Consider the following 18,717-nt stretch of genomic DNA (forward strand, 5'->3'; position numbering starts at 1 on the left):
GTAAGGGGAGACAGCAAAGCAGCACGGGAACGTTCCCGTATCGGTTCCTTTACCAATGGCCCAAGCCGCCCCTTTGATGCAAGGGCTCTCATGCGACTCTTTCGCAGGATCGCCTGTGCATAAACAGGGGCATATCTGTGGATATTTTTTGAGGAAACCGGAAAAACGGCAGTTTATGGACGATTTTGAAAGGTTTTTCGTGGCTGGGATGATGCCCGGCCTGTGAATTGTTTTGGTTGGTCCTTCTTATGAAAAAAACAGATTTTTTTTGATGATTGACATTAAATACGATATTTAATCGTTTTATTGGCGGAAAAAGCTACCATTAAGAGAGGGGACATGAACCAGAATGTCATGCCCCCTCTTTTACGGTCTGCTCCGGGTGAGTGCCCCTGTGTCAGACGGGTTTACTGTGCCGTGGCGCTGGCCTCGGAGCGTGTGGCGCTCACACGCTGGGCCAGAGATGCTGCCATGAACTCATCCAGATCGCCATCGAGAACAGCATCAGGGTTGCCCTTCTCGATGTTGGTCCGCAGGTCCTTGACGAGCTGATACGGCGCCAGAACGTAGGACCGTATCTGGTGCCCCCAGCCGATGTCCGTCTTGGCGGCCTCGGCGGCGGAGGCCTCGGCCTCCCGCTTCTGAAGTTCGGCCTCATAGAGGCGGGCCTTCAGCATTTCCATGGCCGTAGCCCGGTTGCGGTGCTGGGACCGGTCCGTCTGGCAGGCCACGACGATACCTGTCGGGATGTGGGTGATGCGGATGGCGGAGTCCGTCTTGTTGACGTGCTGCCCACCAGCCCCGGAGGCCCGGAACGTATCCACACGCAGGTCGGAATCGATGATCTCGATTTCGATGGAATCATCCACAACAGGTGAGATGTAGATGGAGGCAAAGGAGGTCTGCCGCCGTGCAGCGGAGTCGAAGGGGGAGATGCGCACGAGGCGATGCACCCCGGCTTCCGTCTTCAGCCAGCCATAGGCATTGGGACCGCTGACGAGGATCGTGGCGGATTTCAGCCCGGCCTGTTCCCCTTCACTGCTTTCCATCAGAGAGACCTTGTAGCCATGCTTTTCGGACCAGCGGGTATACATCCGCAGCAGCATCTCGGCCCAGTCCTGCGCTTCCGTACCGCCAGCACCGGCATTGACCTCAAGATAGCAGTCATTGCTATCGGCTTCACCGGAGAGGAGGCTTTCCGTCTCACGCTGCTGGGCCTGGGCGGCGAGGCTGCGCAGGGTGGCGAGGCCTTCCTGCACCACGGTGTCGTCATTTTCCATCTCGGCCAGCTCGACAAGGTCCAGCGTGTCCTGCACGTCGGCCTCCAGAGCCTCGACCCCTTCGATCTGGTTGGCGAGCATCGTGCGCTCACGCATCAGTTTCTGGGCGGCGTCCGGGTTGTTCCAGAGGTCCGGGTCTTCAGAGAGATGGTTCAGTTCGGCAAGGCGTGTTTTGGCGACATCCCAGTCAAAGATGCCTCCTCAGCAGTGCCACCGACTGCTTGATCTGTTCGGAGAGGGCTTCGGTCTCAGCCGACATCAGGCGTTCTCCTGCTTTCTTCAGGTTGATGTTGCTGCCTTAGTATAGACCACCGACGCCAATGTCACCTCCCTCTGCCGGGTTTGCTTTCTCCTGGGGCGGTGCCGCAGGCAGGGAAGCAGGGGCATGTGAGGGCATGGTTCCATCCAGCGGGTCGGTGATGGTACCACTGCTGGACGGGCTGGAGCTGGGCATGTCCGTCTCGGAATCAGGAATCATGTCCGCACCGGTGTCAGCAGCGGTAAGGGCCTGTGTTCCGGCTCCGAAACCATGCAGCGGCACGGAGGCTCCCGGAATCTGGTTCGGTTTGAAGGCATCCGTGGCACGGATGCGCCCTGTATCATATTCCGCCAGCGTGATGCCGTCCGGTGCGGGGAACTCCAGCCGGGGCCGGGTGGCGAAGACGGCCTTCATGATGCCGTTCCAGATCGGCCCGGCCAGATGGCCGCCTGTTTCATTCTTGCCCAGGCTGCGGGGCGCATCATAGCCGATCCACACCACGGTGACGGTGTCGGGAGAGAACCCGGCGAACCAGGCATCATGATAGTCCTGACTGGTACCGGTCTTCCCGGCGATGGGGCGGTCGATTCCCACGCCAGCCCGTACGCCCGTGCCCCGGGCGATGACATCCCGCATCATGGTGGTGATCTGGAAGGCACTCTGCGGCGAGGCCAGGACCGGACGGCCATCATGGATGACGGGCATCCCGTTTTCTGTTGTCACGGTACGCCGGTTGGCCTGGTTGCGCCAGATGATGGTGCCATCAGGATTCTGGATGTAGTCGATCAGGCTGGGGGTGATGCTGTGGCCACCATTGGCGATGGCCGCATAGGCCCCGGCCTCCCGCAGGACGGTGGTCTCCACGGCTCCGAGGGCAGCGGGCAGGTAGGGTGGCATGTTGTCCACCATGCCGGACCGTACGGCCATGTCGCTGACGGCCTTCATGCCCAGATGGGCCGCCACACGGATGGTCACGAGGTTGCGGCTTTCCCGCAGGGCATCATGCAGGGTGGTGGGGCCCCAGTTGTCGTGTTCGTAATTCTGCGGCTTCCAGTCTCCGAAACTGATGGGAGAATCATCGAATGTTTCGGAGGGGGAAATGTCCCGTTCCATCGCTGCCAGATAGACCAGCGGCTTGAAAGAAGACCCCGGCTGGCGCTGCGCCTGCGTGACACGGTTGAACTGGCTCTGCTGGAAGGACCAGCCCCCCACGAGGGCCAGGACACGCCCCGTATGGGCATCCAGCGTAACGGTCGCCCCTTCCACCTGCGGAATCTGCTCCAGGGCAGCGGAGCCGTCATCCTGCGGCTCGATCATCACGAGGTCACCCGTCTGAAGCGGATGGGTGCGGCGGCTCCATGTTTCGTCTGTCTTGCGAAGCGTGGCAGTGTGGGCCTCATGCGCCTTCACCCAGCCGACACGGGGTGCTGGTGTTGTGGAGAGGACGACGGCCAGACGCCATGTGGACAGCATGCCAGCCGGATTTTTCTGCCGGGCCATGCTGCCCTGCCAGTCTGCCATGGCGTCACTGTCCAGATGGCCGACAGCCCCGTGCCAGCCCTCATGGGTGCGGGCATAGGCCATCAGCCCTTCCCGCAGCAGTTTCGTGCTGACCTGCTGGAGGTGCGGGTCGAGGCTGGTATGGACGTCCAGCCCGCCTTCCGTTGTCTGTTCCTCATTATAGAGGGATGTCAGCTGGCGGCGGACTTCCGCAGCGAACCATTCGGACCCTGCAAGCGGACCGAAGCGCACCTGCCCTTGCGGCACGAGCGGGTCCTGCTTGGCCTGCTGGGCTTCATCGGCAGGGATGGCGTGGGTTTCGCCCATCCGGTCCAGCACCCAGTTGCGCCGCCACATGGCCGCTTTGGGGTGGAGGAACGGATTATAGTTGCTGGGGGATTTGGGCATGCTGGCGAGCATCGCCGCCTCGGCATCGCTCAGCTGGTCCAGCGTCTTGTTGAAGTAGGTCTGCGCCGCCGCCTCGACCCCGTAGGCTCCGTTCCCCAGATAGATGCCGTTCAGGTAGATTTCCAGAATCCGGTCCTTGGAAAGCGTGTGCTCGATCCGCATGGCGAGCAGGGCTTCCCGCACCTTCCGTTCGATGGTCAGGCTGTTGTTGTTCAGCAGCATGACCTTGGCCACCTGCTGGGTGATGGTCGAGGCCCCCAGAGGCCGTTTGCCCTGATGGGTGAGGATGCTGACGATGTCCGTCACGCCCGCCCGCAGCATGGCCAGCGGGTCCACGCCGCCATGGGAATAGAAATTCTGGTCCTCCGCCGCAATGAAGGCATTGCGGACGAGCGGGGGAATGGCCCGGATGGGCACATAGATGCGCCGCTCGTGGGACAGTTCTGCCATGAGCTGGTCATCGGCCGTGTACAGCCGGCTGACCACGGGCGGCTTGTAATGCTGGAGAGCGTCCACGCTGGGCAGATTGGCGCTGAGATGGGCATACAGTCCCACCCCTGTGAGAATGACGGCAGAAACGCCAAACGTACCGATGCCAAGGGCAGCCCCCAGCAGAAACCGCCAGCGGCGGAAACGGGGCTTCTGGGATGGTGAGGGCGGGCTGTCTGGCAGCATGGGGGAACGCTTCATGCCCTCCCTATAACATGGCCTGCAAAAGAACGGGAAGAAGCAGAGTGTTGCCTGTTTTTTATGGGTGGGTATGGCCGAGGGGACGGGGGCTGCCTATGGTGGTGTCCTGTCATGGGGTGGCTGGTCCAGTCCCGCCCATGTGGATTTTCTGAAGAGATTCGAGGAAGCTGTTTCATGTTCGAACGTCCCTCCGGCCGTACTGACGACGCCCTTCGCCCGGTTACCATCGAGACCGGTTTTTCCACTCATGCGGAAGGGTCCGCCCTGATCCGTGTCGGCGGGACGGAGGTGCTCTGCACCGCTTCCGTCGAGACACGGGTCCCGCCGTTCCTGCGGGGCCAGGGCCAGGGCTGGGTCACGGCGGAATATGGGATGCTGCCCCGTGCCACCCACACCCGTGGTTCCCGCGAGGCCGCCCGTGGCAAGCAGTCCGGCCGCACGCAGGAGATCCAGCGTCTCATCGGCCGTTCCCTGCGGGCCTGTGTGGACCTCAAGGCTCTGGGCGAGTGCATGATCACGCTGGACTGTGACGTGCTGAACGCCGATGGCGGCACACGCTGTGCCTCCATTACCGGGGCGTGGGTGGCTCTGGCCATCGCTCTGGAAGGCATGGGCAAGTCGAAGGCGCTGACGGGGCAGGTGGCTGCCGTGTCCTGCGGGCTGACGGATGCCGGGCCGGTGCTGGACCTTGATTATGCGGAAGACAGCACGGCACAGGCTGATACCAATTTCGTTCTGACCGCTGATGGCGGCATCGTGGAAATTCAGGGTACGGCAGAAGAGCGCCCCTTCCGGCCTGAAGAATTCCAGATTCTGTTTGGTCTGGCCCAGAAAGGTGCAAAGGAGCTGTTCGCCGTACAGAAAGAGGCTCTGGCCCGCAGGAAGGAAAGTGCATGATGAGCGGGCAGGATTCTGGCCGCCGTCTGGAGCGTGGCAGCGAGATTGTTCTGGCAAGTCACAATGAAGGCAAGCTGCGGGAATTTTCTCTCCTGCTGGCAGAGAGCGGCATCACGGTCCGCTCGGCTGCCGAACTGAACCTGCCAGAGCCTGAAGAGACGGCTGCCGACTTTGAGGGCAATGCGCTCATCAAGGCGGAAGCCGCTGCCAGGGCAACGGGCCTGCCGGCACTGGCCGATGATTCCGGCTTCTGCGTGGCGGCATTGGATGGCAGACCGGGCGTCTATTCTGCCCGCTGGGCAGGCCCGCAGCGGGACATGACACTGGCGATGAACCGTGTGCATGAGGAGATGCAGGCCAGCGGGTCGGCTGACAAGGCAGCGTCGTTTGTGGTGGTGCTGTGTCTGGCATGGCCGGATGGGACGCATCGCTTCGTACGGGGTGAGTGTCGGGGGCAGGTCTCATGGCCACCGAGAGGGACGCATGGGCATGGTTATGACCCCATCTTCATTCCTGAAGGAGAAAGCCGCACGTTTGCCGAGATGGCCGAAACGGAGAAAAACCGCTTCAGCCATCGTGGGCAGGCGATGCAGCAGTTTCTGAAAGAGTGCGTAGCCTGACTGTAATAGTGGCTGTGTAGGGGATGGGTACGGTACCATTGGTGGCTGTGCCCATCTTTTTTTTGGCCATGGGAAACGTGATGGATGAGAGAAAAGTTAATTCACGTCTTCACATAGGTAATAAAATGATATTTAATAAAAATAACTATTATTTAAAGTAATAAGTGAGCCGCTCATGCAGACAGGCAGGCCATCGTGGCGAGTGACGATGCAGGAAAGACCGGACCTGTCTCTGAGGTGTGTCAGCCTGTTGGGGCGGACGGGCAGGTTTTTGCGGTCCCCGGTAGTTCTTGCCGTACTGTCCGTTGCTGCAGGGCTGGGACAGGCGGAAGCGCAGGTTACTGAAAAGGTTCCCCCTGCCGTGGAGACCATGCCGGGAGCCGGGGTGATCGGCCAGCCACGCCGTGTCACGCTGGAGGAGAACCGGTCCCGCAAGCGGCATCAGGGAGACTGGGGAGCCTTCAACTGGGGGAATGGTGAATTTGCCGGGTTCGGGCCGGTTGGTGTCTACGGGGTCGCCCCCTGGGCCGAGGACTGGAGCAGCAAGAAGGACCCCAGGAATTACACGGATTTTCTTGATCCCCTGAAGGCCATCCGCCTCAATGAGTCGGGCAGCATCTGGCTGTCGCTTTCCGGTGAATCCCGGATACGCAACTGGTATGAGTCGAACCCCATGCTGGGGACGGTGAACAGGCGTCATTCCGGCCGGTTCACGGTACGCAACCTGCTGGGGGCGGACCTTCATCTTGGCCCGCACTGGCGGATATTCGGGCAGCTGAACAATGGTGAGGCGGCCGGATGGAACTATTACGGCTATAATGCGACATGGCGGCGCAGGCTGGGAGTGCAGCAGCTCTTTGTCGGGTATGAGCGTAAACTGTTCGGTGCAAAGACCGGCGTGATGGTCGGGCGGCAGCAGTTTCTCGATGCCCCTTCATGGCTCGTCTACATGCGGGAAACTCCCAACGTCCCGCTTTCGTGGAATGGTGTCCGTGGCTATGCGCTGTGGAACCGGATCAGGCTGGACCTTTACAATTTTGTCGCTACACAGGTGACGAGGGATACCATCATGGGGGGCGGGTTTGATGATGGCACCCGCCTTTATGGGGGGAATGTCGGGATCGCCCTGCGGCCCTTTGCCATTGGGGGGGAGCAGGTCCATTCCTTTCTGGACCTTTTCTGGATGGGTTTCCGTGATGAGGGGAAAACGGCAGCCGTGGCCCGTTACAAAGGGTCGGAGGCGGGAACGCAGACACGACAGAATGGTGGCTTCCGCTGGTATGGTTCGGCACCGTCCTTCGAGTATGAGCTGGGGGGCGTGTATCAGGGGGGACGGTTCCATCCCGGCACGTCATCCATTGCCAGCCGTCCCGTGAGTGCCTGGGCCGTGCGGGGCGTGCTGGGCTGGCGTCATTCCTCATCCTTTCTGCATCCCTTTCTGGGCGTGCAGGCGGAGGCTTACAGCGGAGGAGACAATCGCCGGAAAGAGGGAACCGTGGGCACGTTCTCGGCCCCGTTCTCACCCCGTAATGGAACGTTCGACCTGACACGCACCATTGCGAGGGCCAACATCGTGAGTGCCGGCCCGCTGGCCAGCATCGCACCCCGGCCTTTCATGAACATCCGTATCCGGGTGCCTTACCTCTGGAGGGAGAGCATGAATGACGGGCTGTATAATTCATCATCGCCCTTTTCTTTCCTTTCAGGGCCGAAGCTGCGGCAGGCCGGGCGGGCCGTGGGGTTGCAGCCGCAGGGGCAGGTGCAGTTCCAGCTTCAGCAGCACGTCAACTGGCAGATTGATGGGGGAGCGATTCTGCTGACACATCGCATGAGGCAGGCCGGGGGGAAGAACGGGACCTACATGCTCTCGACCCTCACGCTGCGTTTCTGAGCCTTCTGATAAATACGATTTTGTATTGTGAAAAAGAATGGCGGTCTCAGAGGCGATTTTCCGCCGTTTCCTGCCGGATATCAGGCTTCCTGATTCTCTGGAAAGCTCATAATGACATTCTTATATCCTGAAAAATTGATGATTTATCAAAAATCATCATTGAAGCACGTTAAATATGTAATTAGTTTCTTTCTTATCGTATTTTCCGAAGGGAGCAGATCACATGGCAATATCGGACGATGAGTTCCAGGCCCTGCCCCGGCAGGAAGACGTGGCTGCCTCGGAGGAGGAAACGGGCCGTGTACTGTCCTCCGTTCTGGCCCGTTTTCCGGGCCGTGTGGCGGTGATTTCTTCCTTCGGTGCCGAGTCTGCCGTGCTGCTGGCGCAGGTGGCGGCACAGGACAGAGCCGTGCCTGTCTTTTTTCTCGATACGGAGCGGCATTTCCCGGAAACGCTGGCCTATCGGGATGAGCTGACCCGTCATCTGGGGCTGGAGGATGTCCGCACCCTGCGCCCTGCCCGTGCCGAGGTGGAGTATCGGGACCCGGAGGGTCAGCTTGTGGCTTTCGACCCCGATGCCTGCTGCGCCCTGCGGAAGGTGGAACCGCTGGAGGTGGTTCTGCCGGAGTTCGACATCTGGGTGACAGGCCGCAAGCGGATGCAGGCGGCCACCCGGGCGGCCCTGCCCGTGGCGGAACGGCAGGAGGATGGCAGTGTGAAGCTGAATCCTCTGGCTGGCTGGAGCGAGGCGCAGATCGCCCGTTTCATGGAGGAGAAAGCCCTCCCGCCGCATCCGCTGGTGGCGCAGGGTTACCGCTCCATCGGCTGTGAACCCTGTACGAGGCCCGTGGGAGCGGGAGAGGACAGCCGTGCCGGACGTTGGGCCGGACTGGCCAAGACGGAATGTGGCCTGCATCGGCCTGTTTCCACACCGCCCGACGCCAATGTGGAAGAAATCTCAGCTGCTGCCCTGATTGCAGAGCGGCCCGCACGATAAGACCGGGCCGCATGGCCCATCAGGAAGGAAAGGGAGCAGTCATGGCTCTGGAAGACGCACATATCATGGATGGTCTGGACCAGCTTGAGGCCCAGAGCATCTTCATCCTGCGGGAGGCCTACCGCAAGCTGAAGCCCCTGGCCCTGCTCTGGTCACTGGGCAAGGACAGCAACGTGATGGTCTGGCTGGCCCGCAAGGCCTTCATGGGGCATGTGCCTTTTCCTGTCATGCATGTGGATACGGGCAAGAAATTTCCGGAGATGTATGCCTTCCGGGATGAGTACGTCAAAAAGTGGAATCTGGACCTTGTTCTCGGGGAGTGTCCCCCGGTCGAGGACATGGACCCCTCCCTGCCACCGGCGGCCCGGTCTGCGGCCCGCAAGACGGCTGGTCTGGCAAACCTGATCGACCAGCACAAATTCCGGGGTGTTGTTGCGGGCATCCGGCGTGATGAGCAGGCCACCCGTGCCAAGGAGCGTGTCTTCAGTCCCCGTGGTGCCGGTCACCAGTGGGATGTCCGCAACCAGCCACCGGAATTCTGGGACCAGTACGCCACGCCTTACGAGGAGGGGATGCATGTCCGTGTCCATCCGCTGCTGGCGTGGCGGGAGCTGGACATCTGGCGGTACATCGAGCGTGAGAAGATTCCGCTCGTGGACCTCTATTTTGCAAAGGATGGCAAGCGTTATCGCTCACTGGGCGATCAGGACATCACCAGCCCGATCGAGAGCAATGCCTCCACCGTGGCGGAAGTGATTGCCGAGCTGGAGACAAGCCGTACCTCCGAGCGTGCGGGCCGTGCCATGGATCATGAATCGGAAGATGCCTTCGAGCGTCTCCGTGTTGCCGGTTATCTGTGAGGGGACTTTTTCGATGACACAGACTCATTCACCATCATCGCAGGTCCGTCACGGTGTCAGCACGCCGATCGTGATCGTGGGCCATGTGGATCACGGCAAATCCACCCTGATTGGCCGCCTTCTGTATGATACGGACAGCCTGCCGGATGGCCGCCTCGTCCAGATCGTGGAAAGCAGCCGGAAGCGTGGTCTGGCCGTGGAGTGGAGCTTCCTGCTCGATTCCCTCCAGATCGAGCGGGATCAGGGTGTGACGGTGGATTCCACCCGCATTCCGTTCCAGCTGGATGGCCGGGATTTCGTCATCGTGGATGCGCCGGGCCATCGGCAGTTCCTGCGCAACATGATTACCGGTGCTGCCGACGCCGAGGCCGCCGTGCTGGTGGTGGATGCCGCCGAGGGTGTGCGGGAGCAGACACGCCGCCACGCCATGCTGCTGCGGCTCATCGGCATCAATCATGTGATCGTCCTGCTGAACAAGGCCGACAGCATCGGGTTTGATGAAGCCAGACTGAAGCAGGTGGAAGGTGACATCCGTCAGCTGCTGGGGCGGCTGGAGATCAACGTCAACCAGGTCATTCCGGCCTCGGCACGGGATGGCGACAATATCGCCACACGTTCTGAAAAGGCCGACTGGTACAGGGGGCCGACCCTGCTGGAGGCCCTGTCTCTTATCCAGCCTCCGGCATCCCGTCATGCCCTGCCATTCCGTATGCCGGTGCAGGACGTGTATCGTTTCGAGGGCATCCGCTATGTGGCGGGACGCATCGAGCGTGGCACGGTGCGGGAAGGAGACCGGCTGGAAATTGGCGGGCAGGGGCAGGAGGCCACCGTGGCCGAGGTCTGCCGCTGGCATGCTCCGCATCATCCTGTGGCCGGAGCTGGTGAATCCATCGCCCTGCGGCTGGAGCCTGATCTGGTGCCGGATCGTGGGGACCTGCTGTTCCCTGCCGGTGATGAAGCCGCAGCCCCGCTGAAGGCCGCCCGTCTCAGGACACGGCTGTTCTGGCTGCGTGGTGAGCCGCTGCGTGTGGGGGAGAGTTTCCGGCTGCGTCTGGCCACGGCAGAACATGATGTCACCGTGGCTTCCATTGATGCCGTGGTGGACCTTGATGATCTCAGCCTGAGTCCGGCGGATGAGGTGCCACCGGATGGCTTTGCCGAGATCACCCTCGCCGTGGCCCGCAACATCCTCTTCGATCCCTTTGCGCCGGGAATGCCGGACGGGCGTGGTGTTCTGGTGGACCGCCATCAGAAGATCGTTGGCGGTGCCCCGCTGATCGGTCCGGCGGCCCTGCCGGAGGGAGCCAAGGCCATCCATCCGACAGCCAGCGGCGTGAGTGATGCCGTCCGGGCTGGTCTGCGGGGGCATGGTCGGGCCGTGTTCTGGATGACCGGTCTGCCCGGTGCCGGAAAGAGCACCATCGCCCGCCATGCCGAGGAGGCCCTCAGCCGTGAGGGGCTGCATGTCACCGTGCTGGATGGCGATACGGTTCGCTCCGGCCTGTGCAGCGATCTTGGCTTCTCGCCGGAAGACCGGCGGGAGAATATCCGCCGTGTGGCCCATGTGGCCCGTATTCTGGCGGATGCCGGGCAGATCGTGCTGGTGGCTCTGGTCTCTCCGCTCATCCGGGACCGGGCGATGGCCAAGGCGATCATCGGGGAAGACTGGCACGAGGTCTTTGTGGATACGGCCCCCGAACTGTGCCGCCGCCGTGACCCGAAGGGCCTGTATGCTCAGGCGGAAGAAGGCCGGATTGCCGAGTTTACGGGTGTGTCTTCGGCTTATGAAGCACCGGAAAAGCCGGATGTTGTCGTCCCCGGTGATGGTGACGTGGCCCGGAGCGTACGGCACCTGACGGACGCCGTTCATAAGGTCGTGCGCTGACAGACGGTTCTGCCGGGCCTTCCTCCATGAGGTGAGGCCCGGCGGGTCCCGGTTTCTGAAAGAACATGGAACAGGAACCCGGTTTTTCCAGCAGGAAAATGCCGGTGGGGGAGGCTTTGTCTGAAAAAGGCTCTTTCCGTTCTGGGAGAAGGATAAGGTGATGGGGCATCTGGCTTATGTCATCTCCGGCGCATTGGTCGGGTTTCTGGTCGGCATGACAGGCGTGGGTGGCGGATCGCTGATGACGCCGCTGCTCATCCTGCTGTGTGGGATCCACCCCAAGGCTGCCGTGGGGACGGACCTCGTCTATGCCGCCGTGACGAAACTGTTCGGGACAGTCCTGCACAGGCGGTGCGGGCCGGTACGCTGGTCCATCGTGCTGTGGATGATGGCAGGCAGCCTCCCCGGTGTGGCGGTGGCTCTGCTCTGGCTGCGGCATCTGGGGTCGCCGCAGGAGATGGCGCATGTCATCCGCCTGTCGCTGGGCATCTGCCTGCTGGTGACGGCCCCGGCCATCCTGTTCCGTCCGACGCTTAAAGCGTGGGTGCTGCGGCATCAGCTGGGGGGACCGGTACAGTCACGGGTTCTGACGGTCGTGCTGGGTTTCGTGCTGGGCTGCATGGTCAGCCTGTCCTCCGTCGGGGCCGGGGCCATCGGCATGGCCGTGCTGGTGATGCTGTATCCGACCCTGCCCCTGCGTGAACTCGTGGCCATCGACATTGCCCATGCCATCCCCCTGACACTGATTGCCGGGGCAGGCCACTGGGTGGAAGGGGACGTCATGGTGCCGACCCTGCTGCTCCTGCTGAGTGGCTCCCTGCCGGGCATCTGGCTTGGTACCCACTGCGCCGGGCGATGCCCGGAACGCTGGCAGCGGCTCATTCTGGGAACTCTGTTGTTGCTGATTGGCGTGAAGATGATCTGAGGAAAGGCCGGGACATGTCCCGGCCTTTTTTATGGGCACCGGAAAAGAATGGCTTCACATATGTTATGTTATAACATAACTTGCGATGAACAATCAGACCAGCATGACGAGGACTGGAGAACATCATGGTGATGATGGGACGGGGTGGAGCCATTTATGCGGTGTTGGCCCTGGTGGCGTCTGGCACGCTGTCTCAGGCAGCCCAGGCTGGTGATGTGGAGACGGGCGGGAAGCCGTCAGTCACATCCACGGGAGACCAGCCCCAGAATGGGGGGGATGGGTCTGTCCGTAAGGCGGACAGCAGGGAGGAGCATATTCACGTCACGGCCCGGCGGCTGGATCAGGCCCGTGCGGCTCTTCAGCCTGCCATCGGGGCCACGCAGACGAATTTTTCCCGCAAGGCCATCGAGGCCAATCCCGGTGCCGACAATGCCCCGCTGAACAGCATCCTGTTGCAGGCTCCCGGCGTGGCGCAGGACAGTTACGGGCAGATTCACATCCGGGGAGATCATAATGATGTCCAGTTTCGGCTGGATGGTGTGGCCCTGCCGGAAGGTGTGAGCGTTTTCGGGCAGGCTCTGATGACCCGCTTTGCCCATTCCATGAGCCTGACGACCGGTGTCCTGCCAGCGGAGTACGGCTTCCGGCAGGCCGGTGTGATCGACATCCAGACGAAGAACGGCGTGTCGGATGAAGGCGGAACCCTCTCCGGTTATGGTGGCGTGCGGGACTATGTGCAGCCTGCCATCCAGTATGGCGGGCATTGGGGGCAGTGGGATGGCTTCATCACGGCAGATGCCGTTCACAATCGGGTGGGGATCGAGAACACGACCCCCAGTTACAATGCCATTCACGACCTCTCCAACCAGTATCATGTTCTGGGGCATCTGCGGTATACTCTCCGGCCGGAAACACGCTTCAGCCTGACGGCGGGGCTTTCCAATGCCTGGTACCAGCTGCCCAACAATCCCGGCCAGCAGCACCAGTTTGCCACGCCGCTTTTCAAGGCGGACAATCGGCCTGTGCAGGAGGATGCGCCAGACAGCAGCCATCTGGATGAACACCAGCAGCAGATCACGGATTTCGCCATCCTCTCCTGGCAGGAAGACCATGAGAAGGTCAGTGCACAGACATCCGCCATCCTGCGGTACAGTTCCATGCGCTACTCACCCGACTGGGTGGGGGACCTTGTCTATAACGGTCTTGCCCAGCAGGCAGCCCGGTCGGTGTTTTCCAGCGGTGTGCAGAGTGATGTGACATGGCACGTCAATCGCACGCATACCGTGCGGGGAGGTGTGCAGGCTTATGGCGAGCGTGCTGTGAGCAAGAGCAGCTCACTGGTCTACCCAGTTGATGAAGAAGGGACTGTCAGCCCCCAGACCGTGAAAGTGCATGATTCATCGGGCAAGACGGGTGCTTTGTACGGGGTCTATCTCCAGGATGAATGGCACCTTGCACGGTCTCTTGTCTTCAATGGAGGGGTACGGTTTGATGGTGTGGAGGAATATGTTCATGCCCACCAGCTCAGCCCCCGTGTGTCGCTGGTCTGGACACCATGGCATGGCGGGCGGTTCCATGTGGGATATGCACGTTATCTGACACCTCCGCCTTTCGAGACGATTGGCACGACATCTCTGGACCGTTTTGAGGGGACATCCGCCGCACCGGCCAACTATCAGAATGATCGTGTGAAGGCGGAGCGGGCCAATTATTATGATGTCGGCTTCATGCAGCAGCTGACACGCCATTGGCATGTCGGGCTGGATGCGTACTGGAAGCAGGCGAAAAACCTGATTGATGAAGGGCAGTTCGGCGCCCCTGTCATTCTGACAGCGTTCAATTATCACCGGGGCCGTGTCCGTGGTGTGGAGCTGACGACTGATTACAGCACAGGCCCCCTGACCCTCTACGGCAATCTGGCGGTGTCACGGGCCACGGGCAAGGAGATTACGTCAGCCCAGTGGAATTTTGACAGTGACGACCTCCACTACATGAGGAATCACTGGGTCCATCTGGATCATGACCAGCTGATCACGGCCTCTGCCGGTGGCTCCTATGCTTTTTTCCACGGGACGAATCATCCCCTCCAGTTTTCGGGCACCATGATTTATGGCAGCGGCCTGCGGAAGGACAGGGAAACAGCCGAAGGTACCATCCCCAATGGGGCGCATGTGCCGCAATATGTCACCTTCAATCTGGGGCTGGTGCAGGCGTTACGGCATATGCCCTGGCTGGGCGGACACACCATGCAGCTGCGGCTGGATGTCATCAACCTGTTCGACCGGCGATACATGTTGCGTGATGGCAGTGGGGTCGGTGTTGGTGCCCCGCAATATGGTCTGCGGCGCAGCGTGATGGGGGGCGTTGCCTTGTCCCTGTGACGATGGAACATCATCACAGGGCTGCCATCCTGTAGAGATATGGTTGGGTGGTTTCTTTTTGGTGGGTTAGCCCTTACCCTTGGCATGACGCCATAGCGGCCGGAGTGTCAGGGACAGGGATTGCATGAGGAAGATACTTTTTACATCGGGCATCGTACTGGCCTTTCTGGGGTATGCGTTTTTTTCCATCAGTGATGCCTGTTCCAAGGGGTTGGCCGGGCGGCTGGACCCGTTCGAGGTAGCGTTTTTCGGCGGTGTGTTCGGCCTGTTGATCGTTCCGCTGCTGAAGCGCCCGAATGAGTCTTATCGGGCGCTGGTGTTGTCCAGTCATCCGTGGCTCTGGCTTGTGCGGGCGGCGGCGGTCTTCGTGGCCACGGCAGGAAGTGTGGAGGCCTTCATGCTTCTGCCCATGCCAGAAGCCCTCTCCCTGATGTTCCTGATGCCGTTTTTCGTCACCATCGTCTCCGTGCTGTTCCTCAAGGAACAGGTGACGGGATGGGCGTGGCTGTCTGTCCTGCTGGGTTTTGCAGGTGTGATGATCGTGCTGCGCCCCGGTGTGAAGGCGCTTCAGTTCGGGCATCTCTGTGCCATTGTGGTGGCCATGGCTTCGGCTGTCAGCGTGATTGCCTACCGTTTTGCGGGCAAGGAAACATCCCGCCTGACGCTGTACGGCTCCAGCCTGTGCGGGCCGCTGGTGGGAGATGGCATCCTGATGGTGCAGCATTTTGTCGTGCCACATGGGGTGAATGAATGGCTGCTGCTGTTTGGCTATGGGTTTCTGGCCGCAGCCGGGCAGCTGCTGCTCATGCTGGCCGCCTCCATTGCCCCGGCCAATCGTGTGGCCCTGCCGCAATACAGCCAGATGGCCTGGATCGTGGCTTTCAGCTACTTCATTTTCAACCAGCCCGTGGACATGTGGGATGGCATAGGCATTGCCGTCGTCACTCTGTCCGGAATGTTGAACTGGCTGCGGCAGAAGATCCGTTTCGAGAAGATGCTGCATCGTGGCTGGTGGTGGCGGCGCAAGCCTACACCGGAGGTCATTGCCGCCACTCCTGCTGCCGTCATCACCCCGCCGCTTGAGGACAAGCCCCACGAGTGAGGGGAAGCGGGGCCTTGTGACAGGCCCCGGTGACCGGGATTACTCGTGGAAGGTATCCAGGTCTCCAAAGCGGGTGAATTCACCTTCAAAGTAGAGATGGACAGTGCCGGTCGGCCCGTGGCGCTGCTTCTCCAGAATCAGCTCGGCCTTGTTGTGGACGAGCGACATCTTCCGCTGCCATTCTTCCAGGGCGATCTGGTATTTGTCCGGACTGGGGAAGGAGGCTTCCTTGGGTTTGCGCTGTTGCAGGTAATATTCGTCACGATAGACGAACATGACAGCATCGGCATCCTGCTCGATGGAGCCGGATTCACGCAGGTCGGAGAGCATCGGGCGCTTGTCGTCACGGGATTCGACCTGACGGGAGAGCTGGGAGAGCGCAATGACGGGCACTTCCAGCTCTTTGGCGATGGCTTTGAGGCCCTGCGTGATCATCGAGATTTCCAGCACGCGACTGTCCGGTCTTGTGCCAATGGCCGGGCGCATGAGCTGGAGATAGTCCACCACCACGAGGTTCAGCCCATGTGTGCGGGCCAGCCGGCGGCAGCGTGTCCGCATGGCGGAGAGGGAGATGGCTGGTGTGTCGTCAATATGCAGGGGCAGGCGTTGCAGCTCCGTGGCAACACGGACGAACCGGTCGAACTCCTTCGGCCCCACATCGCCACGGCGGATGCGCTCGCCTGAGACCTCGGCCTGTTCGGAGAGGATACGGGCGGCCAGCTGTTCGGAGGACATTTCCAGTGAGAAAATGGCCACACTGCCACGGGGTGGCTCACCTTTTTCTTCTGCCTCCCGCAAGAGGGACTGCGCTGCGGAGAAGGCGATTTTCGTAGCAAGGGCGGTCTTGCCCATGGCAGGACGGCCAGCGAGTATCAGCAGGTCGGACGGGTGCAGGCCACCGGTTTTCTTGTCGAAATCCCGCAGGCCAGAGGTCAGCCCGACAATGTCGCCCGTATGCTGGTAGGCCTGGTCGGCAATGTCGAGAGCCTTCTTCAGGGCCTGGGAAAATACGAGAAAGCCGCCTTCCTGTCCCTTGTCCGTTGCCAGGTTGAAGAGGGCTTCTTCCGAAGCGGAAATCTGTTCCGGCCCGTCCAGATCAGGTCGGGCACCGTGAGCGTTATTGACGATGTCCGTGCCGATGCCGATCAGCTGGCGGCGGACCCAGCAGTCATGGATGACCTTGCCATAATCACGGGCATTGACGATGCCCACCATGGCATTGAGCAGTTTGGCCACATAGTCAGCCCCTCCGGCCGCAGCCAGAATGGGGCTGGCCTCGAAGTCGCCCCGCATCGTGATGATGTCGACGCCTCCCTTGCCGCCATTACGCTCGATGCGTTGCGTGATCATCTCATAGATGTGGGCATTGACGGCATCGGCAAAATGGGAGGGGTGCAGGAAGTCCGAGACGCTCTCATAAGCCTTGTTGTTGGTCAGGATGGCCCCCAGAAGGGCCTGCTCCGCTGGCAGGTTGGCAGGTGGAACACGCTGGAGCATTTCATGGAGGCTTCCGCCGGGTTCCGCTGCGGGGCTGGGCTGGGGGGCAGGGGACTGGTCGCTCATGCTGGTCCGTTTCGCTCTGTCATTGGGGTGTGTCCACACAGTGGCAGGGTGCGGACGGGGAAGGGGAAAAGTGTGATCCCCTTTCAGTGTGGGGAGGCGCCATCCAGCGCCAGGGCGCAGCCTGCCAGATAGAGGCTGCCGCAGATCAGGACTCGGGCTGGTCTGTCCGTGGGGCTGGCGCTGTCACGCAGGCGTTTCAGGGCGGTGCGTATGTCCGGCCCGGGCAGGGCTGTGCCGCCTGCCGCCGCTGCGGCTTCCAGAATGGTCTGGACAGGCATGGCCAGGTGCTGTCCGTCTTCCGCCACGGCCTGTATGGAGGTGACATGGGGGATCAGGGGGCGCAGGAACCCCTGCACGTCCTTGCTGTCCTTCAGCCCGACGATGAGATGCAGGGGCCGGTCCTGCCATGTTTTGAGAACATCGGCCAGAACGGTACCGGCCCCGGGGTTGTGGCCACCATCCAGCAGCAGTTCCCAGCCTGGGGGCATGTCATGGGTAAGGGTGCCATGCAGCGTCTGGAGGCGGGCAGGCCAGCATGTGCTGGCAATGCCGGCAAAGGCCGTGTCTGGCAGGTTCAGGCCGGCATGGCGGAGAGCTGCCACGGCCAGGGCCGAATTCTGTGCCTGATGGGGACCATGCAGGGCTGGAGCAGGCAGTGTCAGCTTTCCGGCCTCGTCCTGATAGAGCAGGCCGTCCTGTCGCGGCGTGATGGTGAATTCATGGCCCAGCCGGTAAAGTGGGGCTTCGTGGGTTCTGGCAATCTCTGCGATGGCTGCCATGACATCATCCGGCTGTGGAGCCACGAAGACCGGCACGCCCCGCTTGATGATTCCGGCCTTTTCCCGGGCAATGCCTGCCAGATCATCGCCCAGAAAGGCCTGATGGTCCAGGCTGATGGAGGTAATGATGCAGGCCCGGGCCGTGGGGATCACGTTCGTGGCATCAAACCGGCCACCAAGCCCGACCTCCAGAACCAGAAGGTCAGCCGGAACACGGGAAAAGAGGAGGAACCCGGCGGCTGTCAGTACCTCGAAGACGGTGATGGGGGCTCCATCATTGACCTGTTCAATTTCTTCCAGAGTGGCCACAAGCTGATCTTCACTGACAAGCTGTCCGGCCAGACGGAAGCGCTCCGTCACGTCCAGCAGGTGCGGGCTGGTCATGACATGGACCTTCAGTCCCGCAGCTTCTCCAATGGCTCGCAGATTGGCACAGGTGCTGCCTTTGCCGTTGGTCCCGGCAACATGGATGGTCGGTGGCAGGGACCGTTCAGGATGGCCGAGGCGGGCGAGCAGGACTTCCAGCCGGTCCAGAGAGAGGTCGATCAGCTTGGGGTGCAGTTCCTGGAGGCGGCGTACTACCGCCCCGGTCCGCCCGTGGAATTCACTTTGCGGGGTGCTGGTCTGCTGGCCTGTTGCCATGATTGCGTAATCCGGTTGTCTCAGGGGGGGACGGCAGG

13 protein-coding genes are annotated in these 18,717 nt (G+C 61.3%); 9 read left to right on the forward strand and 4 right to left on the reverse strand.

From position 1 onward, the window contains the following. Positions 1-407: 407 nt before the first annotated feature. Positions 408-1,539 (reverse strand): peptide chain release factor 2 gene (gene prfB / locus GM608_RS00790; RefSeq protein ID WP_103765750.1). Its coding sequence is split into 2 segments (ribosomal slippage): positions 408-1,469 and positions 1,471-1,539, totalling 1,131 coding nucleotides; the frame shifts between segments, so codons are not numbered across the junction. 39 nt (positions 1,540-1,578) lie between these two features. Continuing rightward, positions 1,579-4,137, reverse strand: a complete 2,559-nt coding sequence (locus GM608_RS00795) for a penicillin-binding protein 1A (protein WP_249079985.1) — start codon at positions 4,135-4,137, stop codon at positions 1,579-1,581. Positions 4,138-4,311: 174 nt separating this feature from the next. On the opposite strand from GM608_RS00795, the gene rph reads away from it, so the two are divergent. The 9 genes from rph (at position 4,312) to GM608_RS00840 (ending at position 15,695) form a co-directional block, all read left to right on the forward strand. Then, complete coding sequence (gene rph, locus GM608_RS00800; RefSeq protein ID WP_103765752.1) at positions 4,312-5,034, forward strand: ribonuclease PH; 723 nt, start codon at positions 4,312-4,314, stop codon at positions 5,032-5,034. Then, positions 5,034-5,654 (forward strand): RdgB/HAM1 family non-canonical purine NTP pyrophosphatase, encoded by a 621-nt coding sequence (gene rdgB / locus GM608_RS00805; RefSeq protein ID WP_276825300.1) that lies wholly within the window; start codon positions 5,034-5,036, stop codon positions 5,652-5,654. Before rph ends, rdgB begins: the two co-directional genes overlap by 1 nt. 271 nt (positions 5,655-5,925) lie before the next feature. Next, positions 5,926-7,545 carry an alginate export family protein gene (locus GM608_RS00810; protein WP_333644827.1) on the forward strand — a complete coding sequence of 540 codons (1,620 nt, stop codon included), beginning with the start codon at positions 5,926-5,928 and terminating at the stop codon, positions 7,543-7,545. Positions 7,546-7,768: 223 nt separating this feature from the next. Next, positions 7,769-8,542 carry a phosphoadenylyl-sulfate reductase gene (locus GM608_RS00815; protein ID WP_081847662.1) on the forward strand — a complete coding sequence of 258 codons (774 nt, stop codon included), beginning with the start codon at positions 7,769-7,771 and terminating at the stop codon, positions 8,540-8,542. Between the two features lie 65 nt (positions 8,543-8,607). Next, on the forward strand, positions 8,608-9,402 hold the full coding sequence (gene cysD, locus GM608_RS00820) for a sulfate adenylyltransferase subunit CysD (RefSeq protein ID WP_043558821.1): 795 nt from the start codon (positions 8,608-8,610) through the stop codon (positions 9,400-9,402). A 13-nt stretch (positions 9,403-9,415) separates the two neighbouring features. Continuing rightward, positions 9,416-11,287, forward strand: coding sequence for an adenylyl-sulfate kinase (cysC, locus tag GM608_RS00825; protein WP_043558723.1), 1,872 nt, complete (start codon positions 9,416-9,418; stop codon positions 11,285-11,287). Between the two features lie 160 nt (positions 11,288-11,447). Next, positions 11,448-12,212: a sulfite exporter TauE/SafE family protein gene (locus GM608_RS00830; RefSeq protein ID WP_043558721.1), complete on the forward strand. Its 765-nt coding sequence runs from the start codon at positions 11,448-11,450 to the stop codon at positions 12,210-12,212. A gap of 131 nt (positions 12,213-12,343) precedes the next feature. Then, entirely contained in the window at positions 12,344-14,593 is a 2,250-nt protein-coding gene (locus GM608_RS00835; RefSeq protein WP_193699489.1) for a TonB-dependent receptor domain-containing protein, read from the forward strand. A gap of 124 nt (positions 14,594-14,717) precedes the next feature. Next, the gene (locus tag GM608_RS00840; RefSeq protein ID WP_052348948.1) at positions 14,718-15,695 is read left to right on the forward strand and encodes a DMT family transporter; all 978 of its coding nucleotides are present in this window, start codon (positions 14,718-14,720) and stop codon (positions 15,693-15,695) included. 39 nt (positions 15,696-15,734) lie between these two features. Here GM608_RS00840 and GM608_RS00845 read toward each other — a convergent pair whose 3' ends face one another. Then, complete coding sequence (locus GM608_RS00845; RefSeq protein WP_227431429.1) at positions 15,735-17,192, reverse strand: replicative DNA helicase; 1,458 nt, start codon at positions 17,190-17,192, stop codon at positions 15,735-15,737. 149 nt (positions 17,193-17,341) lie between these two features. Then, positions 17,342-18,679: a folylpolyglutamate synthase/dihydrofolate synthase family protein gene (locus GM608_RS00850; protein WP_103765754.1), complete on the reverse strand. Its 1,338-nt coding sequence runs from the start codon at positions 18,677-18,679 to the stop codon at positions 17,342-17,344. Between the last annotated feature and the right edge of the window lie 38 nt (positions 18,680-18,717).

Origin of the sequence: Bombella sp. ESL0380, from assembly GCF_009725805.1 — a bacterium.
Lineage (GTDB): Bacteria > Pseudomonadota > Alphaproteobacteria > Acetobacterales > Acetobacteraceae > Bombella > Bombella apis.